The organism is Pseudomonas sp. S10E 269, from assembly GCF_002798465.1.
Taxonomy (GTDB): Bacteria; Pseudomonadota; Gammaproteobacteria; order Pseudomonadales; family Pseudomonadaceae; genus Aquipseudomonas; species Aquipseudomonas pergaminensis.
Window position 1 is genome coordinate 6218652 of the sequence record NZ_PHIJ01000001.1, and the last position, 24824, is coordinate 6243475.

The window sequence follows — 24824 nt, forward strand, 5'->3', positions numbered from 1 at the left end:
GGCTCACTTTTGAAAAGCCCAAAAGTAAGCAAAAGGCTCTTGCCCCAACACCCGGCACCTCGCTTAGGCTCGGTGTGCCCGTAATCCGACAGTGATTTGGGGGGCGCCTAAGATCAAAATCAAAAACAGAGCCAGAGCCGTTTGATATCTGCCTGATTTAGGAGATCTAAATTGTGGGAGCGGGCTTGCTCGCGAAAGCGGTGGATCAGTTAGAGATGTAATTGCTGACGCACCGCCTTCGCGAGCAAGCCCGCTCCCACATTTGGACCGAGACCAGCTTCCAGAAGCCGGTCGGCTACCAGGCCGCCGCGCTTTGGCTTTTGATCTTCGGCGCCCCGTAAAACCACGCTGGCCGAACGCAGGCTTTGGAGCGTGGGTAACCCGGTAGGACGCCGGGTTAGCCGTTACCGAAGAAACGGCTATGTACCCAAACAACCCGCTCAAGACACCACCTCCCCGACAACAACCCCATCCACCCACCAACGCGCCAACCCAACCACATTGGGCGCCTTGAGCAACGTAAAGTGATTCCCCCCGCCATACCCAACCTGCAACCCGCTCCCCTGCCGTCGCCACCCCTCAATCATCAACCCTTGCTCCCGCTGATTCCCCGCCGCGTCCAGCGCCGGATCCTCAGCCAACACCAACCGCACCACGCCCTTGAACCGCGCACCAGGCCGATACTCTGTACGCAACGCCGCCGCATAAGTGCGCGCCGGCCCCTCCATCGCATCCACCGCAGAACGTCCCGGCAACAACCCGACACCGACCATGCCCGCGTGCAACTGGCGCCGCTGCGCCACCTCATCACACGCGGCAAAATCCCCCGGATCAATCCCCAGCGATTTCCCAGCCGACAACTGCATCGCCTCAATCAAGCGCATCAACGCCGCTGTCGTGGTGTACACCTTCCCAGCCCCGCCAGGCGCCTCACTGTCGATCACCGTCAACGACGCCACCTCGCGCCCGGCCGCCTGCAACCGCAACGCCATCTCCAGCGCAACCCAGCCACCAAACGAGTGCCCGACCAGGTGCACCGGCCCCTGCGGGCACTCTTGCTCCAGCGCCGCCAAGTAACACCGCGCTGCCGCTTCCACCTGGCTATGGGGCACCGCTTCACCGTCCAGCCCACGCGGCTGCAAGCCAAACAGCGGCCACTCGCGGCCCAGCGCTTCACCCAGGCCTACAAACCCGGTGACGCTGTCCCCCGCCCCTGGCACGCAGAACACCGGCGCGTACCCCGCCCGACCACTCTGAATGCGCAGCAAGGGTTGATGCGGCTCCTGAACCTGCGCCGCACTCGTTGCCAACGCCTCGCTCAGTGCCTGGCCCAATGCCTGGATATGCGGCGCCTGCATCATGCTCTGGTGATCCCCCGGCACCTGCACCCGGCGCAGCTGCCCCGGCGCCAGGGCATCGCTCCAGCCCAGGGATTCACTGCGCCGTGACAACTCGGTCGGGCGCTCGCTCGCACTGAACAGATGCACCGCCACCGGCAACGGAAACAGGCTGTAGTGCGCCAATGCATGGCCGTGGCCGACTTCGCGCTCGATGTAGTTCAAGAGGTCCGCGTCCGTAGCCGCCGCCATTTGCGCGTGCAGCACACCTTCATCGCGACAACGTTGCAGCAGGCGCGCAAAGTCCAGCTGTCCAAGCTGCGCCTCCAATTGCCCAAGCCTCGCCAGTTCATCCACACCTCCCTGTGCTGTCCAATACGCCGTGCACTGCAACAGCAGGTGCCGCTTGAGTGCATCCGGCCCGTTCCAGCGCGCCTTGCCCTGGTCGGTCATGCGCGGCACATAGCTGTCGATCAGGCCGAGGAACTCCACCGCTTCATCCTGTCCCAGCAGTTGCATCGCCACTTCATAGGCCAGCACGCCGCCAAACGACCAGCCGGCAAGGCGATAAGGTCCATGGGGTTGAAGGCCGCGAATCAACCCGACCAGCCGCGCTGCCAGGCCTTCCATTGTGTTCAGGTGCGGTTCCCCCAGGGCCACGCCCGGCAGGCCGTAGATTGGGTAGTCACCGGGCAGGTGCTGGCCCAGCGCCGGGAAGTAAACATCCATGCCACTGAACTCGTGCACCAGGAACAGCGGCGCCTGCGCACCCCTGCCGCGCACCGTGATCACCGAGGTGTCGCGCACTGGCGCGTCGGTACGCTGGCGCAGCATCGCGGCCACCGAGGCGACGCTGGCGTGCTGGAACAGCTCGGCCAGCGACACTTGCAACCCGGCGTCCTCCATCAGGCTGACCAGCCGGATCGCCAGCAATGAATGCCCACCCAATTCAAAGAAACTGTCATGCCGACCTACCTGTTCCAGCTTCAGCACCTCGGCCCACAACCCTGCCAGGCGCTGCTCCAGGGCATCGATCGGCGCTTCGAAATCGCGGCGGCTCAAGGCCTCCAGGACCGGCACCGGCAAGGCTTTGCGGTCGACCTTGCCGTTGGCCGTCAACGGCAGCTGCGCCAGTGGCACAAAGGCCGACGGCAGCATGTACTCCGGCAACTGGCCTTGCAGGTAGGCGCGCACGCTATCGATATCGACGGGTTCATCGGCCCAGGTGAAATACGCCACCAGGCGCTTGTCTCCCGGAGCGTCCTCGCGCGCCAGCACCACCACCTCCTGGATACCCGCAAAGGTGGCCAGTCGCGCTTCGATCTCGCCCAGTTCGATACGGAAGCCACGGATCTTCACCTGATCGTCATTGCGCCCGATGCATTCCAACAGGCCGTCCGCCGTCCAGTGGCCGAGGTCGCCGGTGCGGTACGTCAAGGCGCCGGCGTTGAACGGGTCCTGCACAAACTTTTCAGCCGTCAGGTCAGGGCGGTTCAGGTACCCCAGGGCCACGCCGTCCCCACCGATGCAGATTTCACCGGTCACGCCCAAGGGCACCGGCTGCAACTGGGCATCCAGCACATGGACCTGGGTGTTGCCGATCGGCCGACCAATCGGCACGCTTTGCGCCGCCTGTGCGAGCGAGCGAACTTCATAGGTGGTGGCGTAAGTGGTGGTTTCGGTCGGCCCGTAGCAATGCACCAGGCGCAACGCCGGCGCGCGCGCCAACAGGCTGCGGAATGCCGCCGGGTCGGCACGCTCGCCGCCGCACAGCAGAATGCGCAAGCCGGCCAGGGCCTGGGGAATCAGTTGCACGTATTGGTTGAACAACGCCGTGGTGACGAACAGCACCGTTGCATCCGCCAGGGCCAGACCAAAGGCGGCCGGGTCGAGCAACGTGGCGTGGTCGATCACCTGCACCTGGCCACCGTTGAGCAACGCGCCCCACACGTCCATGGTACTGGCGTCGAACGCCGGGTTGGAGGCGAAGGCCACACGGTCGCTGGCGTTGAAGTCGGCGTAGCCGTTGTTGAGCACCAGGCGCGTGATGCCGCGATGGGGCACCAACACGCCCTTGGGTGTGCCGGTGGAGCCGGAGGTGTACATGATGTACGCCACGCTGTCGGAGGACTGCGACAGGTCCGGGTTGTGGCTGGGTTGCGGGTCGAGGACCACAGTGTCCAGGTCCAGGCGCTGCGCGGGGTAGTCAACGGGCGTATCACTGCGGGTCAACAGCCAGGCCGCACCGCTGTCGTGCAGCATGAACCCCTGGCGCTCGGCGGGGGCGTTGATATCCAGCGGCACATACGCGGCGGCGCACTTGAGCACGGCCAATTGGCTGATCAACAAGTCCAGCGAGCGCGGCAGCAGGATCGCCACGCTGTCGCCAGGCCGCACCCCGAGGCCAAGCAGGTGATGGGCCAGGCGATTGGCGCGGCTGTTGAGTTCGCCATAACTCAAGGACTGCTCGCCATGCCGGGCCGCCAACGCAGCGGGACGTGCCTGGGCCTGGGCCTCGAACAGGCGCTGCACGGTGTGCTCGCGCGGGAAAGGCCGCGTGGTGGCATTGAAATCCAGCAGCTGCTGGCATTCGGCGGCTGGCAGGATCGGCAAGTGGCTGATGCCCACCGCATTGCCCTGTTCCAGCGCTTGCACCACCTGTTCCACGGCAATCTGCAGGTAGCCACACAACCGCCGCGCGCCCTGCCCCACTACTTTCAGGGAGAACCCCTCCCCCAGATCATCCACGCTCACCGACAGCCCGTAGTTGCTGTGTTCCTCGGCCTTGAGCAACCGAATGCCCTGCCACGCCTCGGCCGCCGCCTGAGGCGCACTGTGGCGATAATTGAACAAGGTATCGAACAGCGGCGTCGTCACCGGCACACCGCTGCAACGCTGGGCCAACGCCAGTGGCGCCTGCTCATGGCTGAGCAATTGGCTGAGGCGTGTGTGGGTCGCCCGCAGGGCGTCGCGCACCGAGTGTTCACCCAGGTCGACCCGCAGCGGCAAGGTATTGATGAACACACCCATGGCCCGCTCGGCACCTTCACCGCCTTGCAGGCGGCCAAGCATCACGCTGCCGAACACGACCTGATCGCGCCCCGAGACCTTGCCCAGTACCTGGGCCCAGGCCAGGTGCATCAGGCTTGCGGCGCTCACACCGGCCTGGCGTGCCCTGTTGCGCAGGCGCTGGCTCAAGGCCAGGTCGAGAGCGCGTTGCACCTGTTCCGCGCGGCCCAGGCTGTCGAGCTGGGTCGGCTCATCGATGTCACCGAGCATCTCGCGGAAGAATGCCTCGTGATCGTCCGCCCCCAGGCGGGTCTGGGCCACGTAGTTGCGATACGGCACCGCCGCACCCAATGTGTGTTGCGTGCCCGACAGGTACGCCTGCATGTCGTGTTGCAGGATCTCCAACGCAACGTGGTCCATCACCAGGTGATGGAACAGCAACGTGGCATTGTCGTCGGTGACCACCAGGCGCATCAACGGCGCCTGGGACAGGTCGAGACGTTCCGGCACCGACCCGTGTTCGACACGCAGCGAAGCTTCGCGCCACACCACCTGCACCGGTTCTTCCAGGCCGTCCCAATGGAACGACGAACGCAGCACGTCGTGACGCTGGATCACCGCCTGCAAGGCCAGGGTAAAGGCCTCCCTGCGCTGGCGACTGTCGAACGCAAACTGCGCACGCAGCACATAGTCGTCACCGGTCTGCACCGCGCGGTGGTGATACAGCATGCCGGCCTGCAACGGCGCCAGCGGGTAGATATCCTGCACATTCGCCGCGCCACCCGGGATGCAGGCGACGATACGTGCAATGGCCGGCTGATCCAGCTGGATCAACGGCAACATGTCCGGGGTGATATAGGCACAATCGGCCGCAATGCCGTTGACCGGCACCGCCACTTCACGGCCCCCACCCAGCGCCGTCGCCAAGGCCGACAAGGTGGGCTGACCAAACAACACCTTCACATCCGCCGACAACCCCAGGCGACGCATGCGCCCCATCAGGCTTACCGCGAGCAACGAGTGGCCGCCCAGTTCGAAGAAGTTGTCGTGACGGCCCACGCGCTCCACGTTGAGCAACTCGGCCCACAGGCTGGCCAGGGCAATTTCGGTATCGCCCTGGGGCGCTTCATACTCACGCACCACCACCGCATCCAGGCCTGGCGCGGGCAGCGCCTTGCGGTCGAGCTTGCCGTTGGGGCTCAGGGGCAAGGTGTCGAGGTGCACGAAAATGGCTGGCACCATGAATTCCGGCAGATGCTGCAGCAACTGCGCACGCAACGCGTCGATTTCGCTGAACGTGCCGGTGTAGTAAGCGATCAACCGATTGTCGCGGGCGATCACCGCGGCTTCATTGACCGACGGACAGTCGGTGAGGCGTGCCTGGATTTCCCCCAGTTCGATACGCAAGCCACGGATCTTGACCTGGTCGTCATTGCGCCCCAGGTACTCAAGCGTGCCGTCGGGCAGGTAGCGGCCAACATCTCCGGTGCGGTACATACGGCCGTCGGTGAACGGGTCCTTGAGGAAGCGCTCGGCGGTCAGCTCCGGCCGGTTCAGGTAACCACGCGCCACTTGCACGCCGCCGATGAACAGCTCGCCGACCACGCCCAAGGGCACTGGCTGCAACTGGGCATCGAGCACGTACATGCGGGTATTGGCGATGGGTTTGCCAATCGGTGTGTTGTCCGGCGTCACCGGGCCAGCGCAGTTCCAGGCCGTCACATCGACGGCCGCTTCGGTCGGGCCATACAGGTTGTGCAATTGGCTACCCGGCAGCTGTTGCTTGAAGCGCCGCACCAGGCTGCCCGGCAAGGCTTCACCGCTGCACATCACATGCACCAGACCGGCCGCCTGGCTCACGTCACCATGGGCCAGGAACACGTCCAGCATCGACGGCACGAAGTGCAGCGTGGTGATCTGCTCGGCCGCGATCACGTCGCACAGGTACGCCGGGTCTTTATGGCCGCCAGGGCGCGCCATTACCAGGCAAGCGCCGGTGAACAGCGGCCAGAAGAATTCCCACACCGACACATCGAAGCTGAACGGGGTTTTCTGCAATACCCGGTCATGGGCCTGCAGGCCATAAGTGTCCTGCATCCACAGCAGGCGATTGACCACGCCAGGGTGGTCATTGATCACGCCCTTGGGCTGGCCGGTGGAGCCGGAGGTGTAGATCACATAGGCGCTGACCCCGGCCACTTGGGGGTTGTCGACGGGTTGGTGCTGCCAGGTCGGCTGGTCCAGGTCGATCACCGGCACGTTGCCCAGCAACCCACGCGTGGCACCTTGGGCCAGCACCGCCACAGGCGCGCTGTCTTCCAGCATGTAGGCGATACGCTCCAGCGGGTACGCCGGGTCCAGCGGCACATAGGCGGCGCCGGCCTTGAGGATCGCGTACAGGCCAATGACCATTTCCAGGCTCCGTTCGACGCAGATCGCCACCCGCGAATCCGCTTGAACGCCCATTTCCATCAGGTGATGCGCCAGCTGGTTGGCCCGCGCATTCAGCTCGGCATAGGTCAGTATCCGATCACCCGCCTTGACGGCGGTAGCCTGCGGCGAACGCGCCACCTGCCCTTCGAACAGACCGTGCAAGGTCTGGTCGAGGTTGTAATCGACCTCGGTGGCATTGAAGTCGAACAGCAGGTGTTGGCGTTCGCGTTCACCCACCAGCGGTACATGCGCCAGCACGGCCTGGTCGTTATCGACCATGGCCTGCAACACGCGGGTGAAGTAGCCGACAAAACGCTGCACCGTCGACTCATCAAACAGCGCCACCGCGTACTCCAACGCGCCAATGAGGGTGCCCTGCACTTCTGCCAGGTCCAGGGACAGGTCGAACTTGGCAAAGTGGCTGTTCTCGACAATGCCTTCCAACGCCAGGTCGCCCAGGGCCAAAGTCGGCGGGCTGCTGTCCTGCCAGGTCAGCAGGGTCTGGAACAGCGGGCTGTGGGCCAGGCTGCGCGGCGGGCGGGTGACTTCCACCACTTGCTCGAACGGCAGGTCCTGATGGGCCTGGGCTTGCAGGGCCTGGGCCTTGACCCGCGCCAGCAATGCCTCGGTGGTCAGCTCGCCAGCGGTGTCGACACGCACTGCCAGGGTGTTGACGAACAGGCCGATCAGGCCTTCCACCTCGCTGCGCGTGCGATTGGCCACGGGTGAACCGATCACCACCTCCTGCTGCCCGGACAACCGCGCAAGCAACGAGGCCCAGGCGCTCATCAAGGTCATGTACAGCGTGGTGCCGTGGCGTTGGCTGAGCGCCTTGAGCCCGGCGGTGAGGCGCTCGTCCAGGCGTATCTCGACACTGCTGCCGGCGTAGTCCTGCTGCGCCGGTCGCGGCCGGTCGGTGGGCAAGGTGAGCAAGGCCGGCGCCCCCGCCAGCGCTTGCTGCCAATAGGCGCTCTGGCGGTGCAGCACTTCACCGCTGAGCCACAGGCGCTGCCACACGGCGAAGTCGCCGTACTGGATCGGCAGCGGCGGCAACGGGTCTGCCTGGCCGTGGCTGAACGCCTGGTACAGCGCCATCAGTTCACGGGTGAGCACGCCCATGGACCAGCCATCGGAGACGATGTGGTGCAGGGTTAGCAGCAACACATGGTGATCGTCGGCCATGACCACCAAGCGCCCACGCAGCAACGGGCCGCGCTCCAGGTCGAAGGGGGCCGAGGCTTCGCCGTGGATCAATGCGTCCAGCGCCTGCTGGGGTTGCGGATGGCGGCGCAGGTCCTGCACTTGCAGGGGCAGCACGTCTTCGGCGGGCACGATCAGGACTCGGGCGTCATCGCCGTGCTGGGCAAAGCGGCTGCGCAGGGTTTCGTGGCGCGCGACGATACGGGCCAAGGCCCGTTGCAGCGCCTCGACATGCAACTGCCCGCGCAGACGCAGGCCAATGGGAATGTTGTAGGCGGTGTTGGCCCCTTCCATCAGCGCCAGGAACCACAGGCGCTGCTGGGCAAAAGACAGCGGCACCTGTTCATCGCGATTGGCCGGGAGGATATCCGGCAAGGTGCTGCGACCGGACCGGGCCAGCACCTCGGCGACGGCGGCCAGTTCGGCATTCGCAAACAAGTCGCCGAGCAGCAACTCGACACCCAGGCGCTGGCGAATCTGCGAGACCATGCGCATGGCCAGCAACGAGTGCCCGCCCAGTTCGAAGAAATGGTCACGACGCCCCACACGCTCCACGTGCAGCACATCGGCCCAGATCTGCGCCAGCACGCTTTCGATTTCACCTTCCGGGGCCACGTACTCGCGGGTGAACACTGCGGCCATGTCCGGCGCCGGCAGGGCCTTGCGGTCGAGCTTGCCGTTGGCGGTCAGGGGCAGCGCGTCCAATTTGACGTAGGCGACCGGCACCATGTAGTCCGGCAGGTGCGCCACCAGGTGGGCGCGGATATCGCCCACGGCCAACGGGTCGAGCTGGCGGTTTTCGGTGAAATACGCCACCAGCCGCTCTTCACGCACCAGCACCACGGCTTCCTGGATGCCTGCCAACTGGTTGAGTTGGGTTTCGATTTCGCCCAGCTCGATGCGCATGCCGCGAATCTTCACCTGGTCGTCATTGCGGCCCAGGTACTCGAGGTTGCCGTCCGGCAACCAGCGCGCCAAGTCACCGGTGCGGTACATACGCCCGGCGTTGAACGGGTCACGCAGGAAGCGTTCGGCGGTCAACTCGGGGCGATTGAGGTAGCCGCGCGCCACGCCTTTGCCGCCGACGTACAACTCCCCCGCCACGCCCAGCGGCACCGGCCGCTGCTGTTCGTCCAGCAGGTACACGGTGGCATTGGCGACAGGTTTGCCGATGTGCAACGGCTGGCCGGCCTCGACCTTGCCTGAGGTGGCGACCACAGTGGCTTCAGTGGGGCCGTAGTTGTTGATCAGGTCAAAGCGCTGCGCCCGGCCAAACTGGCGCAGGCGATCACCGCCGATCAACAGGGTACGCAGCGTCGGGTGTTCGATCTGCTGGCTGAACGCGTACTCGGCCACCGGGGTGGGCAGGAAGCACACGTCCAACGGCTGCGCGCACCACCAGGCCAGCAGTGCGTCGACATCCTCGGCGCCGTCCCGGGCCGGCGGCAGGTGCAGGGTCGCGCCCACGCAAAGCGCCGGCCAGACTTCCCAGGCCATCGCGTCAAAACCGAACCCGGCGACGCTGGCGGTGTGGCGCCCGGCACACAGGTCAAAGGTGCTGCAATGCCAGTCCACCAGGTTGGCGACGGTGTGGTGTTCCACCATCACGCCTTTGGGCAGGCCGGTGGAGCCGGAGGTGTAGATCACATACGCAAGGTTGGACGGCGTGACCGCCACCTTGGGGTTGCTCGCCGAATGGTGCTGCCAGGTGAAGCGGTCGAGGTTGATCACTGGCACCTCAAGGGCCGGCAGGCGCTCCAGCAAGGCCTGCTGGGTCAACACCGCCACCGGGCCGCTGTCGCTGAGCAGGTAGTTGAGGCGCTCGGCCGGGTGGGACGGGTCTACCGGCACATAGCACGCACCAGCCTTGAGCACCGCCAACAGGCCGGCCAGGGTGTCCAGGCCACGGCGGGCGACGATGGCGACGCGGTCGTCGGGCTTGACCCCCAGCGCCAGCAAGTGATGGGCCAGCAGGTTGGCTTGCTGGTTGAGTTCGGCATAGGTGAGCTGGCGGCCCTGATACACGGCGGCAACAGCGTCGGGCGTGAGCGCGGCCTGGGCCTCGATGCGCCCGTGCAGGGTGGTGCCTTGGGGGAAATCCGTGTGGGTCGCGTTAAAGTGCTCCAACAGCAACTGCTGTTCGTCCGCAGGCACCACCGACAGTTGGTTAAGCGCGGTGTCGGGCGCTTGCTCCAAGCCGGTCAGCAGGTTTTCCAGGGCGGTTTGCAGGTAGGTGCAGACGCGCTGCGGATCGACCTGGTGGGTGGCGAGCAGACGCAGGATAAACCCTTCGCCCAGGTCATCGACACTCAGGGTCAGCGGGTAGTTGGTGCGCTCATCCGAACGCAATGTCTCGATGCCCTGCCACGCCGCCACGGCTTCGCTGCTAGTGCCTGTGCCGCTATGGCGATAGTTGAGCAACGCACTGAACAACGGCGTCGGCGCCACCACCCCGCTGCAGCGTTGCGCCAACGCCAGGGGCGCGTGTTCGTGGCGCAACAGCCCGGTGAGGCGCGCATGGGTAGCCTTGACCGCGCTGCGCAGGTCGCCTTCGCCCACGTCCACGCGAAACGGCAAGGTGTTGATGAAAATCCCCAAGGCGCGGTCCGTGGCATGCCCGCCTTGCAGGCGGCCCATCAGCACGGTGCCGAACACCACCTGGGACTTGCCGGCCAGCACACTCAGCACCTGGGCCCAGCCCAGATGGAACAGGCTGGCGACGCTGACCCCGAGCACGCGGGCCTGGGCGCGCAGGCGCTGGTTGAGCGCATCCGCCAACGGCCAGTCGCGTTCAGTGATGCCACGGCCATCGCCTTGCACATCCTGCAAGCCGAAGGGCAAGGTCGGCTCGACCACATCACCCAGCATCTGCTGGAAAAACGCCTCATGCTGCTGCTCGCTGACACCCAGGCGCGCCGCCGCCACGTAGTTGCGAAACGGCACTGCCTGGCCCAGTTGCCTGGCGTGCCCGTGCATAAACGCCTGCATTTCATGGCGCACCACTTCCAGCGCGCTGTGGTCCAGGGCCATGTGATGGAACAGCAGCATAGCGACGATGCGCCCCTGCGCCGGGTCCCTGGCCCAGGCCAGGCGCAGCAGCGGCGCCTGGGTCACGTCCAGGCGGTAATGGCGAGCGTCGAAACGTGCGTGCAACTGGGCGGCGATATCGCCGTCGGCCGGGTCCAGCGCAAGGGCCTGCACCGGCAGGCGCGCCGTGCGCCATACCACTTGCGACGGTTGCCGCAGCCCTTCCCAGACCACGCCGGTGCGCAGGATGTCGTGCCGGTCCATCACCCCTTGCAACGCCAGGGCAAACGCGTCGAAACGCTCGACACTGTCGAAGGCGAACTGCGACTGCATCACATAGGGGTCGCCCTGCTCAGTGCTGACGTGGTGAAACAGGATGCCTTCCTGCAGCGGCGCCAGCGGGTAGATGTCCTGGATATTTGCCACACCGCCGTCGACGGTGGCGACGATACGGTCGATTTCCTCCTGGCTCAGATCAGACAGGGTCAGCATGGCCGGGGTGATGTGTTGCGCACCGGCCGGGATGCCATTGGCCGGCACTTCGTTGGCGGCCGAATATTCACCGGCCTTGATCAGTTCGATCAGCGCCGGCTTGTGCTCGCGCAGGGCGGCGAGGATCAACGGGTCGCTCAGCGCGTGTTTGTTGCCTTGTACCGACAACTGCTCACCCTTGAGCGTGAGCTGCACGTCCTTGGTTTTCAGCGTCGCCAGCAGTTCAAGAATGCTCACAGGACGATCTCCATTCGTTCAGTCATTGCGGCGTAGCCGGCCAGGGTCGGCTGTTCAAACAACGCGCGCACATCGGCTTCCATGCCTTCCTGGCGCAAGCGCCCGATCAAGCTCACGGCGAGCAGCGAGTGCCCGCCCAGTTCAAAGAAATTGTCCTGGCGCCCTACCCGTTCCACATTGAGCAGTTCGGCCCATAGCTGCGCCAGCAGGATTTCGGTATCGCCCACCGGGGCTTCGTACTCGCGCACGGTCAGCGCCTCGCTGCCCGGCGCCGGCAGTGCCTTGCGGTCGAGCTTGCCGTTAGGGCTCAAGGGCAGCGCGTCCAAGTGCACGAACAGGGCGGGCACCATAAAGTCCGGCAGGTGCTGCAACAGGTGCTCGCGCAGCTCGGTGGCCCGGACGCCGGTGTAGTAGGCGACGAGCCGATCATCGCGGGCCACCACGGCGGCTTCATTGACCTGGGGATGTTCAAGCAGGCGCGCCTGGATCTCGCCCAGCTCGATACGCAGGCCACGGATTTTCACCTGGTCGTCGTTGCGGCCCAGGTACTCGATATTGCCGTCGGGCAGGTAACGCCCAAGGTCGCCGGTGCGATACAGGCGCCCATCAGTGAACGGGTCCTTGAGGAAACGTTCGGCGGTCAACTCGGGACGATTGAGGTAGCCCCGCGCCACCTGCACGCCGCCGATGAACAACTCGCCCACCACGCCCAGGGGCACCGGCTGCATTTGCCCATCCAACACGTACATGCGGGTGTTGGCGATGGGTTTGCCAATCGGCGTGTTGTCCGGCACGTCCGGGCGCGCGCAGTTCCAGGCGGTCACATCGACGGCGGCTTCGGTCGGGCCGTACAGGTTGTACAGGCCGATGCCCGGCAGTTGCTGCTTGAAACGCCTCACAAGACTGCCCGGCAACGCTTCGCCGCTGCACATCACCCGTTGCAGGCCGGCCGCCTGGCTGACATCGCCGTGGGCCAGGAATACGTCGAGCATCGACGGTACAAAATGCAACGTGGTGATCTGTTCAGCGGCGATCACCTCGCACAGATAGGCCGGGTCTTTATGCCCGCCAGGACGCGCCATGACCAGGCAGGCACCCGTGAACAGCGGCCAGAAGAACTCCCACACCGACACGTCGAAGCTGAACGGGGTTTTCTGCAATACCCGGTCGTGGGCCTGCAGGCCGTAGGCGTCCTGCATCCATAGCAGGCGGTTGACCACGCCGGGGTGGTCGTTGATCACGCCCTTGGGTTGGCCGGTGGAGCCGGAGGTGTAGATCACATAGGCGCTGAGGGCCTGTGCGCGGGGATTGTCGATGGCGTGGTGTTGCCAGGTCGGGCGGTCCAGATCGATCACCGGCGCGTCGCCCAGCAAACCACGCGTAGCGCCTTGGGCCAGCACCGCCACAGGCGCGCTGTCTTCCAGCATGTAGGCGATACGTTCCAGCGGATACGCCGGGTCCAGCGGCACATAGGCCGCACCGGCCTTGAGGATCGCGTACAGGCCGACCACCATGTCCAGGCCACGCTCCACGCAGATCGCCACCCGCGAATCGGCTTGAACGCCCATTTCGATCAGGTGATGCGCCAATTGGTTGGCTTGCGCATTCAGTTCGGCGTAGGTCAATGCCAGGTCGCCTGCCTTGACGGCGATGGCGTCCGGTGTGCGCGTCACTTGCGCTTCAAACAGGCCGTGCAAGGTCTGATCGAGGTCGTAAGCCACCTCGGTGGCGTTGAAGCCGGACAGCAGTTGCTGACGTTCCTGCGCCTCCAGCACCGGCAGGCGGTTGACGGCCAACTGCGGCGCCTGCTCCAGCGCCTCGACCAACCCCTGCAAGGTCACCTGCAGATAACCGCACATGCGTTGCGCGCCAATCGACTTGGCGGTCATGGCAGTGAGGCGGAAGCCGTCGCCCTGATCGTCCACGTTCAAGGTCAACGGGTAGTTGGTGCGTTCCTCGCTGGCCAGGGTCTGGATGCCCTCCCAGGCCCGGGAGACCGGCGCCTGCTGGCTGTCACTGTGGCGGTAGTTGAGCATGGCGCTGAACAACGGCTGTGGCGCGGCGACACCGCTGCAACGCTGGGCCAGCGCCAAGGACGCATGCTCGTGCCCGAGCAACGCGGTCAACCGCGCATGGGTCTGCTTGACCGCCATGCGCACACCGCTGCCATCGATGTCCACGCGCAACGGCAAGGTGTTGATGAACATGCCGAGGGCGCGGTCACTGCCTTTGCCGCCTTGCATGCGCCCCAACAGCACGGTGCCGAACACCACGTGTTCCTGGCCGGACGTGCTGGCGAGCACCCGCGCCCAGGCCAGGTGGAACAGGCTCGCGGCGCTGACGCCCAGCAAGCGCGCCTGGGCCCGCAGGCGTTGGTTGAGCGCCGGCGCCAGGCTGAGCTGAACCTCCTCGATGGCATTGCCGTCGCCGCGCACATCCTGCAAGCCAAACGGCAGGGTCGGCTCGCTGATGTCGCCGAGCATCCCCCGGAAGAAGGCTTCATGCGCCTGTTCGCTGACGCCCAGCCGCGCTTGGGCCACGTAGTTGCGGTACGGCGTGGCATCACCCGTGGGCTGTGGCAGCCCGAGCAGGCTGGCCTGCATTTCGTGACGCACGCCGTCGAGGGCGGTGTGGTCGAGGACAATGTGGTGGAACAGCAGGATCGCGACCACGCGCTGGTTGGCCGGGTCCGGCGCGTACACCAGGCGCACCAGGGGCGCCTGGTGCATCGGCACGCGGTACTGACGAGGGTCGAAGCGCTGGTGCAGGTGCTCAAGGGCATCGGCCTGCACCACCAATTCAGCCTTGCGCCACACCACCTGCAGCGGTTGGGCCAGGCCTTCCCAGACCACGGCGGTGCGCAGGATATCGTGACGGTTGATCACCTGTTGCAGCGCCTGGGCAAACGCGTCCAGGCGTTCGAGGCTGTCGAACGCCAGGTGCGATTGCAGCAGGTACGGGTCGCCCTGCCCCGCGCTGATGTGGTGGTAGAGAATACCTTCCTGCAACGGCGCCAACGGGTAGATATCCTGCACATTGGCCGCGCCACCGGGCACCAGGGCGACGACGTGATCAATCGTCGATTGGTCGAGGTCCACCAGTGTCAGCAGGTCGGGCGTAATGCGCTGGCACTCGGCAGGAATACGGTTGGCCGGCACCTGTACATCCTGGCCACTGCCCACCGCAGCCGCCAGCGCCGCCAGGGTCGGCTGGCTGAACAGCACGCGCACATCGGCACTCAGGCCGACCTGGCGCATGCGTTCGATCAGGCCGACGGCCAGCAACGAATGGCCGCCCAGTTCGAAGAAGTGGTCATGGCGCCCGACCGGTTCGACGTTCAGCACCTCGGCCCATATCCGCGCCAAGGTCGTTTCAACCTCGCCCTGCGGCGCTTCGTATTCACGCGTCAACAATGCCGTTTGATCGGGTTCGGGCAAGGCTTTGCGGTCTAGCTTGCCGTTGGCCGTCAGCGGCAATGCGTGCAGCTTTACATAAGCAACCGGCACCAATGCCTCGGGCAATTGGGCTTGCAGTTGCGCGCGCAGGGTGTCGATATCCAACGGTTGCTGTTCGGTGAACCAGGCGACCAAGCGGCCTTCGCGCACCAGCACCACCGCTTCGCCGACGCCGTCCAGTGCGGCCAGGCGGCTTTCGATTTCCCCCAGCTCAACCCGTACGCCACGCACTTTCACCTGGTCGTCGTTACGGCCCAGGAATTCGATATTGCCATCGGGCAACCAGCGCGCCAGGTCGCCGGTGCGGTACATGCGCCCGGCGTTGAACGGGTCTTGCAGGAAGCGTTCGGCGCTCAGGTCGGGCCGGTTCAGGTAACCGCGCGCGACACCGCTGCCGCCGACATACAGCTCGCCCGTCACCCCCACCGGCACCGGACGCAATTGCGCGTCCAGCAGGTAGACGCTGGCATTGGCGATCGGCCGGCCGATATGCAGCACCTGCCCGGCGCGCACGCGGCCGGAGGTGGCAACCACCGTGGCTTCGGTGGGGCCGTAGTTGTTGATCACCGCAAAGCGCCGCTCCTGGGTGAACTGGCGCAGGCGGTCGCCGCCGATCAGCAGGATGCGCAAGGTAGGGTGTTGCAGGTGCTGGCTGAAGGCGTACTCGGCCACCGGCGTTGGCAGGAAGCTGACGTCCAGCGGTTGCGCCAGCCACCAGGCGAGCAGTTCATCAATGTTTTCATTACCGACGCTGGCAGGCGGCAGGTGCAGGGTGGCGCCGACGCACAGCGCCGGCCAGACCTCCCAGGCCATCGCATCAAAACCGAAACCGGCGACGCTGCTGGTGTGCCCCGTGGCATCCAGGCCAAAGGCCTCGCAGTGCCAGTGCACCAGGTTTTCCACGGTATGGTGTTCGACCATCACGCCCTTGGGCTCGCCAGTGGACCCGGAGGTGTAGATCACGTAGGCCAGGTGCGCCGGGGTCAGGGCGCTGAGCTGCGGGTTGCTGACGGCGCGCTGTTGCAGGCTCGGGTCATGCAGATCCACAGTGGCAACGGTGCCCAGCAGCTCGCGGGTGCTGGCTTCGGCCAACACCGCCACGGGTGCGCTGTCGTGCAGCAGGTAGGCAATACGCTCGGCGGGATACGCCGGGTCGATGGGCACGTAACCGGCACCGGCCTTGAGGATGCCCAGCAAGCCCACCAGCATCTGCGGGCCGCGACGGCAGCACAGGGCGACACGGTCGTCGGGCCGTACGCCGAGGTCCAGCAGGTGATGGGCCAGTTGGTTGGCGCGTTGGTTGAGTTGCTCATAGGTCAGCGCCTCACCGTCTTGCAGCACCGCTACAGCCTGGGGTTGGCGTTCGGCCTGGACCTCAAAGGCACCGTGGACGGTCTGCCCGTGCGGGAAATCCTCGCGGGTGGCGTTGAAGTCGCGCAGCAGGGTTTCACGCTCCGCCGCCGGCAGAATCGGCAGTTGGTTGAGCACCGTCTGCGGCGCGCTTTCCAAGGCGGCCACCAACTGTTCCACGGCGCTGTGCATATAGGCGCACAGGCGCTGGGCGCCGATCTGCGGCAGCGCCAACACGGTCAGGCCGAAGCCCTCACCCAAATCGTCCACGCTCAGGGTCAAGGGGTAGTTGCTGCGTTCCTCACCGCCGAGCAATTGCACGCCTTCCCAGATGCCATGGCCATCGCGGGCCATTTCGTCGGGGTCGCTGTGGCGGTAGTTGAGTAACGCACTGAACAGCGGCGATGTGCTCGCCACGCCGCTGCAACGCTGGGCCAGCGCCAGGGACGCGTGTTCATGGCCGAGCAAGGCACTCAAGCGCCCGTGGGTAGCCTTGACCGCCATGCCAGCAGTCGCCGCCACATCGACCCGCAGTGGCAGGGTATTGATGAACATGCCCAGCGCGCGGTCCGCACCGTCACCGGCCTGCAGGCGCCCCATCAACACGGTGCCGAACACCACGTCATCACGCCCTGACACCAGCCCCAGCACCTGAGCCCACGCCAGGTGCATCAGGCTGGCCGCGCTCACACCCAACTGCCGCGCCTGTTCGCGCACCCGCTGAGCGAGCGCCGGGTCAACCGGCTGTTCGGCCTCTTCGATGTCGCGCCCATCGCCCTGCACGTCCTGCACACCGAACGGCAAGGTCGGCTCATCCACATCCGCGAGCATGTCGCGGAAGAAGGCCTCGTGCTCCGCCACGCTGACACCCAGGCGCGCCTGGGCCACGTAGTTGCGAAACGGCGCCGCTGCCGGCAAGCCCTGGGCCTGCTCGAACATGAACGCGCGCATCTCCTGGCCCACCACGGCCATGGCGGTGTGGTCCAGCGCCAGGTGGTGGAACAGCAGGATCGCGGCGATTCGATCGTGCTGCGGGTCTTGGGCATACACCATGCGCAGCAACGGCGCCTGGGTGATGTCCAGGCGGTAATGGCGCGCATCGAAGCGCGCGTGCAGCTGCTCGATGATGCCGCCGTCCGCCGGGTCCAGGGCGACCTCTTGAACGACCAGCTGCGCCTCGCGCCACACCACTTGCACCGGGCTGTCCAGGCCTTCCCAGACGACAGCGGTACGCAGGATGTCGTGGCGAGCGACCACCTGTTGCAGCGCGCCCATGAACGCGCGCAGCCGCTCCAGGCTGTCGAACGCCATGCGCGATTGCAGCAGGTACGGATCACCCTGCTCGGCGCTGATGTGATGGTACAGAATGCCTTCCTGCAACGGCGCCAGCGGGTAGATATCCTGCACGTTCGCCGCACCACCCGGCACGTTCGCGACGATACGCTCGATGGCCGTCGGGTCGAGCTGCACCAATGTCAGCATCGACGGCGTGATGTGCGTGCACCCCGTGGGAATGCCATTGGCCGGCACCACGACTTCCCGCCCGCTGCCCACTGCGGCGGCCAATGCCGCCAGGCTTGGCTGGCTGAACAGCACGCGTACGTCACAGCTCAGGCCGACCTGGCGCATGCGCTCGATCAGGCTGACCGCCAGCAATGAATGCCCGCCGAGTTCGAAGAAATGATCGTGCCGCCCGACCCGCTCCAGCTTGAGCACGTCCTGCCAGATCTGCGCCAGTTGGGTTTCCACCTCGCCTTCCGGCGCTTCGAAACCACGGCTGAGCAATGCGCTCTGGTCCGGCACCGGCAGGCCCTTGCGGTCGAGCTTGCCGTTGGCGGTGAGCGGCAACAGCGCCAGCCACACATACGCCGACGGCACCATATAGTCCGGCAGTTGACCCTGCAGATGGGCACGCAGGGCTTCAATATCCAGCGCCGCACTGGCGGTGTAATAGGCAACCAGGCGTTTGTCACCGGGCTCGTCCTCGCGGGCCAGCACCACGGTGTCTTTCACGCCTGGGAAGCTGGCCAGGCAGGTTTCGATCTCGCCGGGCTCGATACGGAAACCGCGGATCTTCACCTGCAGGTCATTGCGCCCCTGGTACAGCAAGGTGCCGTCGGCCTGCCAGCAGGCCAGGTCACCGGTGCGGTACAGCACGCCGTCGCCGAACGGGTTGGGGATGAATTTCTCGGCGGTCAGTTGTGGCTGGTTCAAATAGCTCTTGGCCACGCCCGCACCGCCGATGTACAGCTCGCCGACCACACCCAGCGGTACCGGTTGCTGGCGCGCGTCCAGCACGTAGGCCTGGGCATTGGCGATCGGCCGGCCGATGGGAATGCCGCCCTCACCGACCTGGGTGATCTCAAAGGTGGTGGAAAACGTGGTGGCTTCGGTGGGCCCGTAGCCGTTGAGCAGGTGTTGGGGTTTGCCGTGTTCAAGCACCCGCCCGATCACCTGCGGGTCAAGCACGTCCCCACCGACGATCAGGTAGCGCAATTGGCGGAACACCGGCATCAGCGCGTCGGCGTACTGGTGGAACAGCCCGGCAGTCATCCACAGCACGCTGACGGATTGCTCCTGCAACAACGCCGCGAACGCCGCCTGGGACAACAGCACCGCGTGCTCGACCACCACCACACAACCGCCATTGAGCAACGGCGCCCACACATCCAGGGTGCTCGCGTCGAACGCCGGGTTGGAGGCGAAGGCCACACGGTCGTGCGCGTTGAACTCGGCATAACCGTTATTGAGCACTAGGCGCGAGATGGCACGGTGCGGCACTTGCACCCCCTTGGGCGCCCCGGTGGAGCCGGAGGTGTAGAGGATGTAGGCGACGCTTTCGGCCGACTGAGGCAACTCGGGGTTGCGCGGCGACAACGCGTCCAGGTTCAGGTCGGCCAGGCCAGTGAGCACCCGGTGGGCACCACTGTCCTGCACGATGAACGCCTGGCGCTCGACCGGCGCATTGACGTCCAGCGGCACATACACCGCCCCGCACTTGAGGATCGCCAGTTGGCAGACCAGCAGGTCGAGCGAACGCGGCAGCGCAATCGCCACGCTTTCGCCCGGTTGCACGCCCTGGTTGAGCAGGTGATGGGCCAGGCGGTTGGCGCGACGGTTGAGGTCGCGGTAACTCAAGGACAGGTTCCCCTGCACCGCAGCTACCGCTTGCGGACGGGCCAGCGCTTGCGCTTCGAAAAGTTGATGCACGGTGAGGTGCGCCGGGAATTCACGGGCGGTGGCGTTGAAGTCCACCAGTAACTGGTGGCGCTCGGCGGCCGGCAGGATCGAGACAGCCTGCAAGGGTGTGGTGGGCGCTTGTTGCAGCGCCGTCACCAGGTGGCGCAACGCGGTGAGCATGTACTCGCCGACTCGCTGCACATCCAGGCTCGCCACGCCTTGCACAGTGAGGGCAAAGCCTGTGCCCAGGTCATCGACGTTGAGCACCAGCGGGTAATTGCTGCGCTCTTCGGAACTGAGAATCTGGATGCCGGAGGCTGCAAACGGGCTGTCGCCCGGTGCTTGCCCCGGTGCACTGTGGCGATAGTTGAGCAAGGTGCTGAACAACGGCAGCGAACCCGGCACGCCGCTGCATCGCTGGGCCAGGGACAACGACGCGTGCTCATGCCCGAGCAACTGCGCCAGGCGCGCATGGGTGGCGCGCACGCCGGCCTGAACGCCGACGGAGCCGAGGCTGACGCGCAGCGGCAAGGTGTTGATAAACATCCCCAGCGCCCGGTCGGCGCCTTCGCCGCCCTGCATGCGCCCCAGCAACACCGTGCCGAACACCACCGCCTGCTGGCCGGAGACCTGCCCCAGCACCTGCGCCCAGGCCAGATGCACCAGGCTCGCGGTACTCACGCCAAGCTGCCGCGCCTGTTCGCGCAGGCCCAGGCTCAGTGCCGGTTCCAGGGGCAGGTGAGCTTCAAGGATGCCGCTGCCGTCGCCATTCACGTCCTGCAAACCGAAGGCCAGGGTCGGTTCGCCGATATCGCCGAGCATCTCGCTGAAGAACGCTTCGTGCTGCGCCTGGCTGACGCCAAGCCGCGCCTGGGCCACATAGTTGCGGTACTGCACGGCGTCGGGCAGTTGCGCGCTGTTGCCGGACAGGCTCGCGCTCATCTCTTGCACCAGCACCTGCAGGGCCGTGTGGTCCAGCAGGATATGGTGCAGCAGCAGAATGCCGACGAAACGCCCCTGTTCCTCGGTGTAGGCAAAACGCAGCAGTGAGGCACGGGTCAGGTCGAGGCGAAAGTGGCGGGGGTCGAAGCGTTGCTGCAGGCGCGCAAAGGGCTCGTCGATACGCTCGACAGCCAGCGCGGCCTGGCGCAACACCACCTGCACCGGTTCGTTGAGGCCTTCCCAGAGGATCGCGGTGCGCAGGATGTCATTGCGTTCGATCACGCTGTGCAGCGCCTGGATAAACGCATCCACCGCCGCCTGGTCGTTAAAGCTGAACTGCACCTGCAACACGTAAGGGTCGCCCTCGGTGGTTGCCAGGTGATGGTAAAGAATGCCGGCCTGCAACGGCGCCAGGCCGTAGATGTCCTGTACGTTGCTGATGCCGCCGGGCACTTGCTGGATGATGTGGTCAAGGGCCGCCTGGTCCAGTTCCACCAGGGGAATCATGTCCGGGGTGATGTGCGTGGTGGCGTGGGTAATCAGGTTGGCCGGCACCTGCACTTCCTGTTGCCCGCCCACCGCCGCAGCCAGCGCCGCCAGGGTTGGCTGGCCGAACAGCACGCGCACGTCGGCGCTGAGGTCGACCTGGCGCATCCGTTCGATCAGCTTGACCGCCAAGAGGGAATGGCCGCCCAGTTCGAAGAAGTTGTCGTCACGCCCCACGTGGTCGAGCTTGAGCAGGTCTTGCCAGATCGTGGCGATGGCGGTTTCCACCGCGCCTTGAGGGGCTTCGTAGCTTCGGCGGGCCAGCGCAGCGGCGTCCGGTGCGGGCAGTGCCTTGCGGTCAAGCTTGCCGTTGGTGGTCAGCGGCAATTTTTCCAGCAGTACGAAGGCGCTGGGCACCATGTGTTCGGCCAGGCTCAGCAGCAGGTGGTCGCGCAGGTCGGCGGCACGCAGCTCGCCGTCGGCAATCACGTAGGCCACCAGGCGCTTGTCGCCCGGCTCGTCCTCACGGGCGATCACCACGGCGTCACGCACGCCCTCGGCGCTGGCCAGCCGCGCTTCGATCTCGCCCAGCTCGATGCGGAAACCGCGAATCTTCACCTGGTCATCGTTGCGGCCCAGGTATTCGACGCTGCCATCGGCCCGCAGGCGGCCGAGGTCACCGGTCTTGTACATGCGCAGGCCGGTGGCCGGGTCGGGCAGGAAGCGCTCGGCGGTCAGCGCGTCCCGGTTGAGGTAACCCCGCGCCACACCGGCGCCGCCCACGTACAACTCGCCGACCACGCCCAGCGGCAAGGGCTCGCGGCGTGCGTCGAGCACATACAACTGCAAATCGGGAATGCGCACGCCAATCGGGCTGACACCGACCAACTGCGCATCCGCCGCTTCCAGGGCGCGGTAGGTCACGTGCACGGTGGTTTCGGTGATGCCGTACATGTTCACCAATTGCGTACCAGCGTTGATCGCTCGGGCGTACCACGGCTTGAGCATGCCCGGCTCCAGCGCCTCGCCGCCGAAGATCACCTGGCGCAGGGAATGGGACTGCGGGTTCTGGCCTTGTGCAGCGATCAATTGGCGGAACGCGCTGGGCGTCTGGTTGAGGATGCTCACACCCGCTTCGCAGAGCAGCGTGTAGCACTCGTCCGGCGAGCGGCTGACCAGTTGCGGCACGATCAGTAACTGGCCGCCATGCATCAGCGCGCCCCAGATTTCCCACACCGAAAAGTCGAAAGCGAAAGAATGGAACAGCGCCCAGACGTCGTTGCGGTTGAAGCCGAACCAGTGCTCGGTCGCCGTGAACAAGCGCGCGACCTGGCGGTGTTCGATCATCACCCCCTTGGGCTGGCCCGTGGAGCCAGAGGTGTAGATCACGTAGGCCAGGTGAGCCGGGCTGAGGCTGACCCGAGGATTGACGAGGGATTCGCCGCGCAACCCGTTGAGGTCGACCTGCGGCAAGTCGCCGACCAGGTGGCGGGTATTGGCCTGCACCAGCACGGCCACGGGTTCGCTGTCGGCCAGGGTGTAGGCAATGCGCTCCAGCGGGTAGGCCGGGTCGATCGGCACGTAGCCGGCGCCGGCCTTGAGGATGCCGAGCAGGCCGATGATCATCTCCGGGCCACGTTCCACGCAGATGGCCACGCGGTCATCGGGGCGGATGCCCTGGGCCAGCAGGCGGTGGGCGACTTGGTTGGCGCGTTCGTTGAGTTGGCGGTAGCTCACGCGCTGGTTGTCGAAGCGCAAGGCAATGGCGTCGGGCTGGGCGGCGGCGTGGGTTTCGACGTGCTGATGGATCAGGGCCGTGTCAGCGTAGTGCGCGGGGGTTTCATTGAGGCGGTGCAACAGGGTGTGGCGTTCGGCGTCGGGCAGGATGTTCAGGCCGCTGAGCGGCATATCCGGTCGTTGTTCCAGGGCATTGGCCAGGCTTTCCAGGGCGGTGTGCAGGTAGGTGGCGACACGTGCAGCACCGATGGACGCGTCGACCATCACCGTCAGGGCGAAATCTTCACCCAGGTCATCGACGTTGACCGTCAGCGGGTAGTTGGTGCGCTCCTCGGCGCCGAGCACGCGAATGCCCTCGGCCACCTCGATCACCTCGGCCATGTCCGTGGCGGCGCTGTGGCGGTAGTTGAGCATGGCGCTGAACAGCGGCGTCGGCGCGGCGACACCACTGCAACGCTGGGCCAGCGCCAGGGACGCATGTTCGTGGTTGAGCAAGGTGGTCAGGCGTTCGTGGGTAGCCTTGACCCCGGCGCGCACGCCCTGCTCGCCCACATCCACGCGCAAGGGCAAGGTGTTGATGAACATGCCCAAGGCCCGTTCACCGCCCTCGCCCGCCCCCATGCGACCGAGCATCACGGTGCCGAACACCACGGCATCACGGCCGGAGATCACACCCAGCACGCGGGCCAGCGCCAAGTGCATCATGCTTGCCACGCTGACACCAAGGGGCCGCGCCAGGGTGCGCAGGCGGCGGCTCAGCGCGCTGTCGACGGCGACACGTGCCTCGTCAATGCCCAGCCCGTCACCCTGTACGTCCTGCAACCCGAAAGGCAGCGTCGGCTCATCGATGTCTGCCAGCATCTCGCGGAAAAAGGCCTCATGGGCCTGTTCGCTGACGCCGTGGCGCACCTGGGCGATATAGCTGCGAAACGGCACCGGCTCACCCGCCAGGGCCTGCTCGCCAGCCAGGTACAGCTGGATTTCATGGCGCACCACATCCAGGGCAGTGTGGTCGAGGATGGTGTGGTGAAACAGCAGGGTCGCCGCCACACGCCCAGTGAGTGCGTCCTCGGCAAACACCAGGCGCAGCAGCGGCGCCTGGCCCAGGTCCATGCGGTAGTTGCGGGCATCGATCTCCACGGCTTCGCACACCAGGCTCGCCTTGCGCCACACCACCTGCAGCGGCTCGTCGAGGCGCTCCCAGACCATGGAGGTACGCAGGATGTCGTGGCGATCGATCACCCATTGCAAGGCTTCGGCAAACGCGTGCAACCGTGCGCGGCTGTCAAACTCGAACTGCGCGTGCAACACGTAGGGGTCGCCCTGCTCCGCTGACAGGTGGTGGTAAAGCATGCCTTCCTGCAGCGGCGCCAGCGGGTAAATGTCCTGCACATTCGCCGCGCCCCCAGGGATGGCGGCGACAATACGGTCGATGGCCGCCTGGTCGAGGTTGACCAGCGCGAGCATGTCCGGCGTGATGCGATAGGCCGGGCTCAGCCAGTCACCGCCATGCTCGGCAACCAACGCCAGCAGCCGGGGCTTGTGGGCGATCAATTGATCCCACAGCGCATCCTCCAGTGCCTCGTCGTCACCGAGGATGATCAGGTCGCCTTCTTCCAGTTGCAGACGGATCGCATGGGTGGAAATCGCTGCCAATAATTCGCTGAACTGCATGGGGTAACCTGCCTGATAAGTCACGGTGGAGAAGAAAGTCCGTTTTCAGCTGCCGCTTGAATCGGGTGCTGGGCGCCCCGCATCCAAAAAATAGCGGGCGCAGCCGGGGGCCTGGAGAGGCTTCCGGCAGGCTTGGAAAATTAAGGGATTTGACAGGCGGGGGGTGACATGGGAAGCGGGGACAAGGAGGATCTGGGTTGGTTCAATCGCAATTGCGCAACGCCGTATTCCTTTGGTGAGCGGGCTTATTGTGGTGAGTGGGCTT

At 65.7% G+C, this 24824-nt stretch carries 2 protein-coding genes; both read right to left on the minus strand.

The genetic code is table 11. From position 1 onward, the window contains the following. Nucleotides 1-440 precede the first annotated feature (440 nt). Nucleotides 441-11735: a non-ribosomal peptide synthetase gene (locus CWC48_RS28820; protein ID WP_100490997.1), complete on the minus strand. Its 11295-nt coding sequence runs from the start codon at nt 11733-11735 to the stop codon at nt 441-443. Further along, complete coding sequence (locus tag CWC48_RS28825; protein ID WP_100490998.1) at nt 11732-24559, minus strand: non-ribosomal peptide synthetase; 12828 nt, start codon at nt 24557-24559, stop codon at nt 11732-11734. Before CWC48_RS28825 ends, CWC48_RS28820 begins: the two co-directional genes overlap by 4 nt. Nucleotides 24560-24824: the final 265 nt, after the last annotated feature.

Excerpts from the sequence above, each read along its gene's own strand:
- CWC48_RS28825 (WP_100490998.1), bottom strand. The coding sequence starts at position 24,559 with ATGCAGTTCAGCGAATTATTGGCAGCGATTTCCACCCATGCGATCCGT.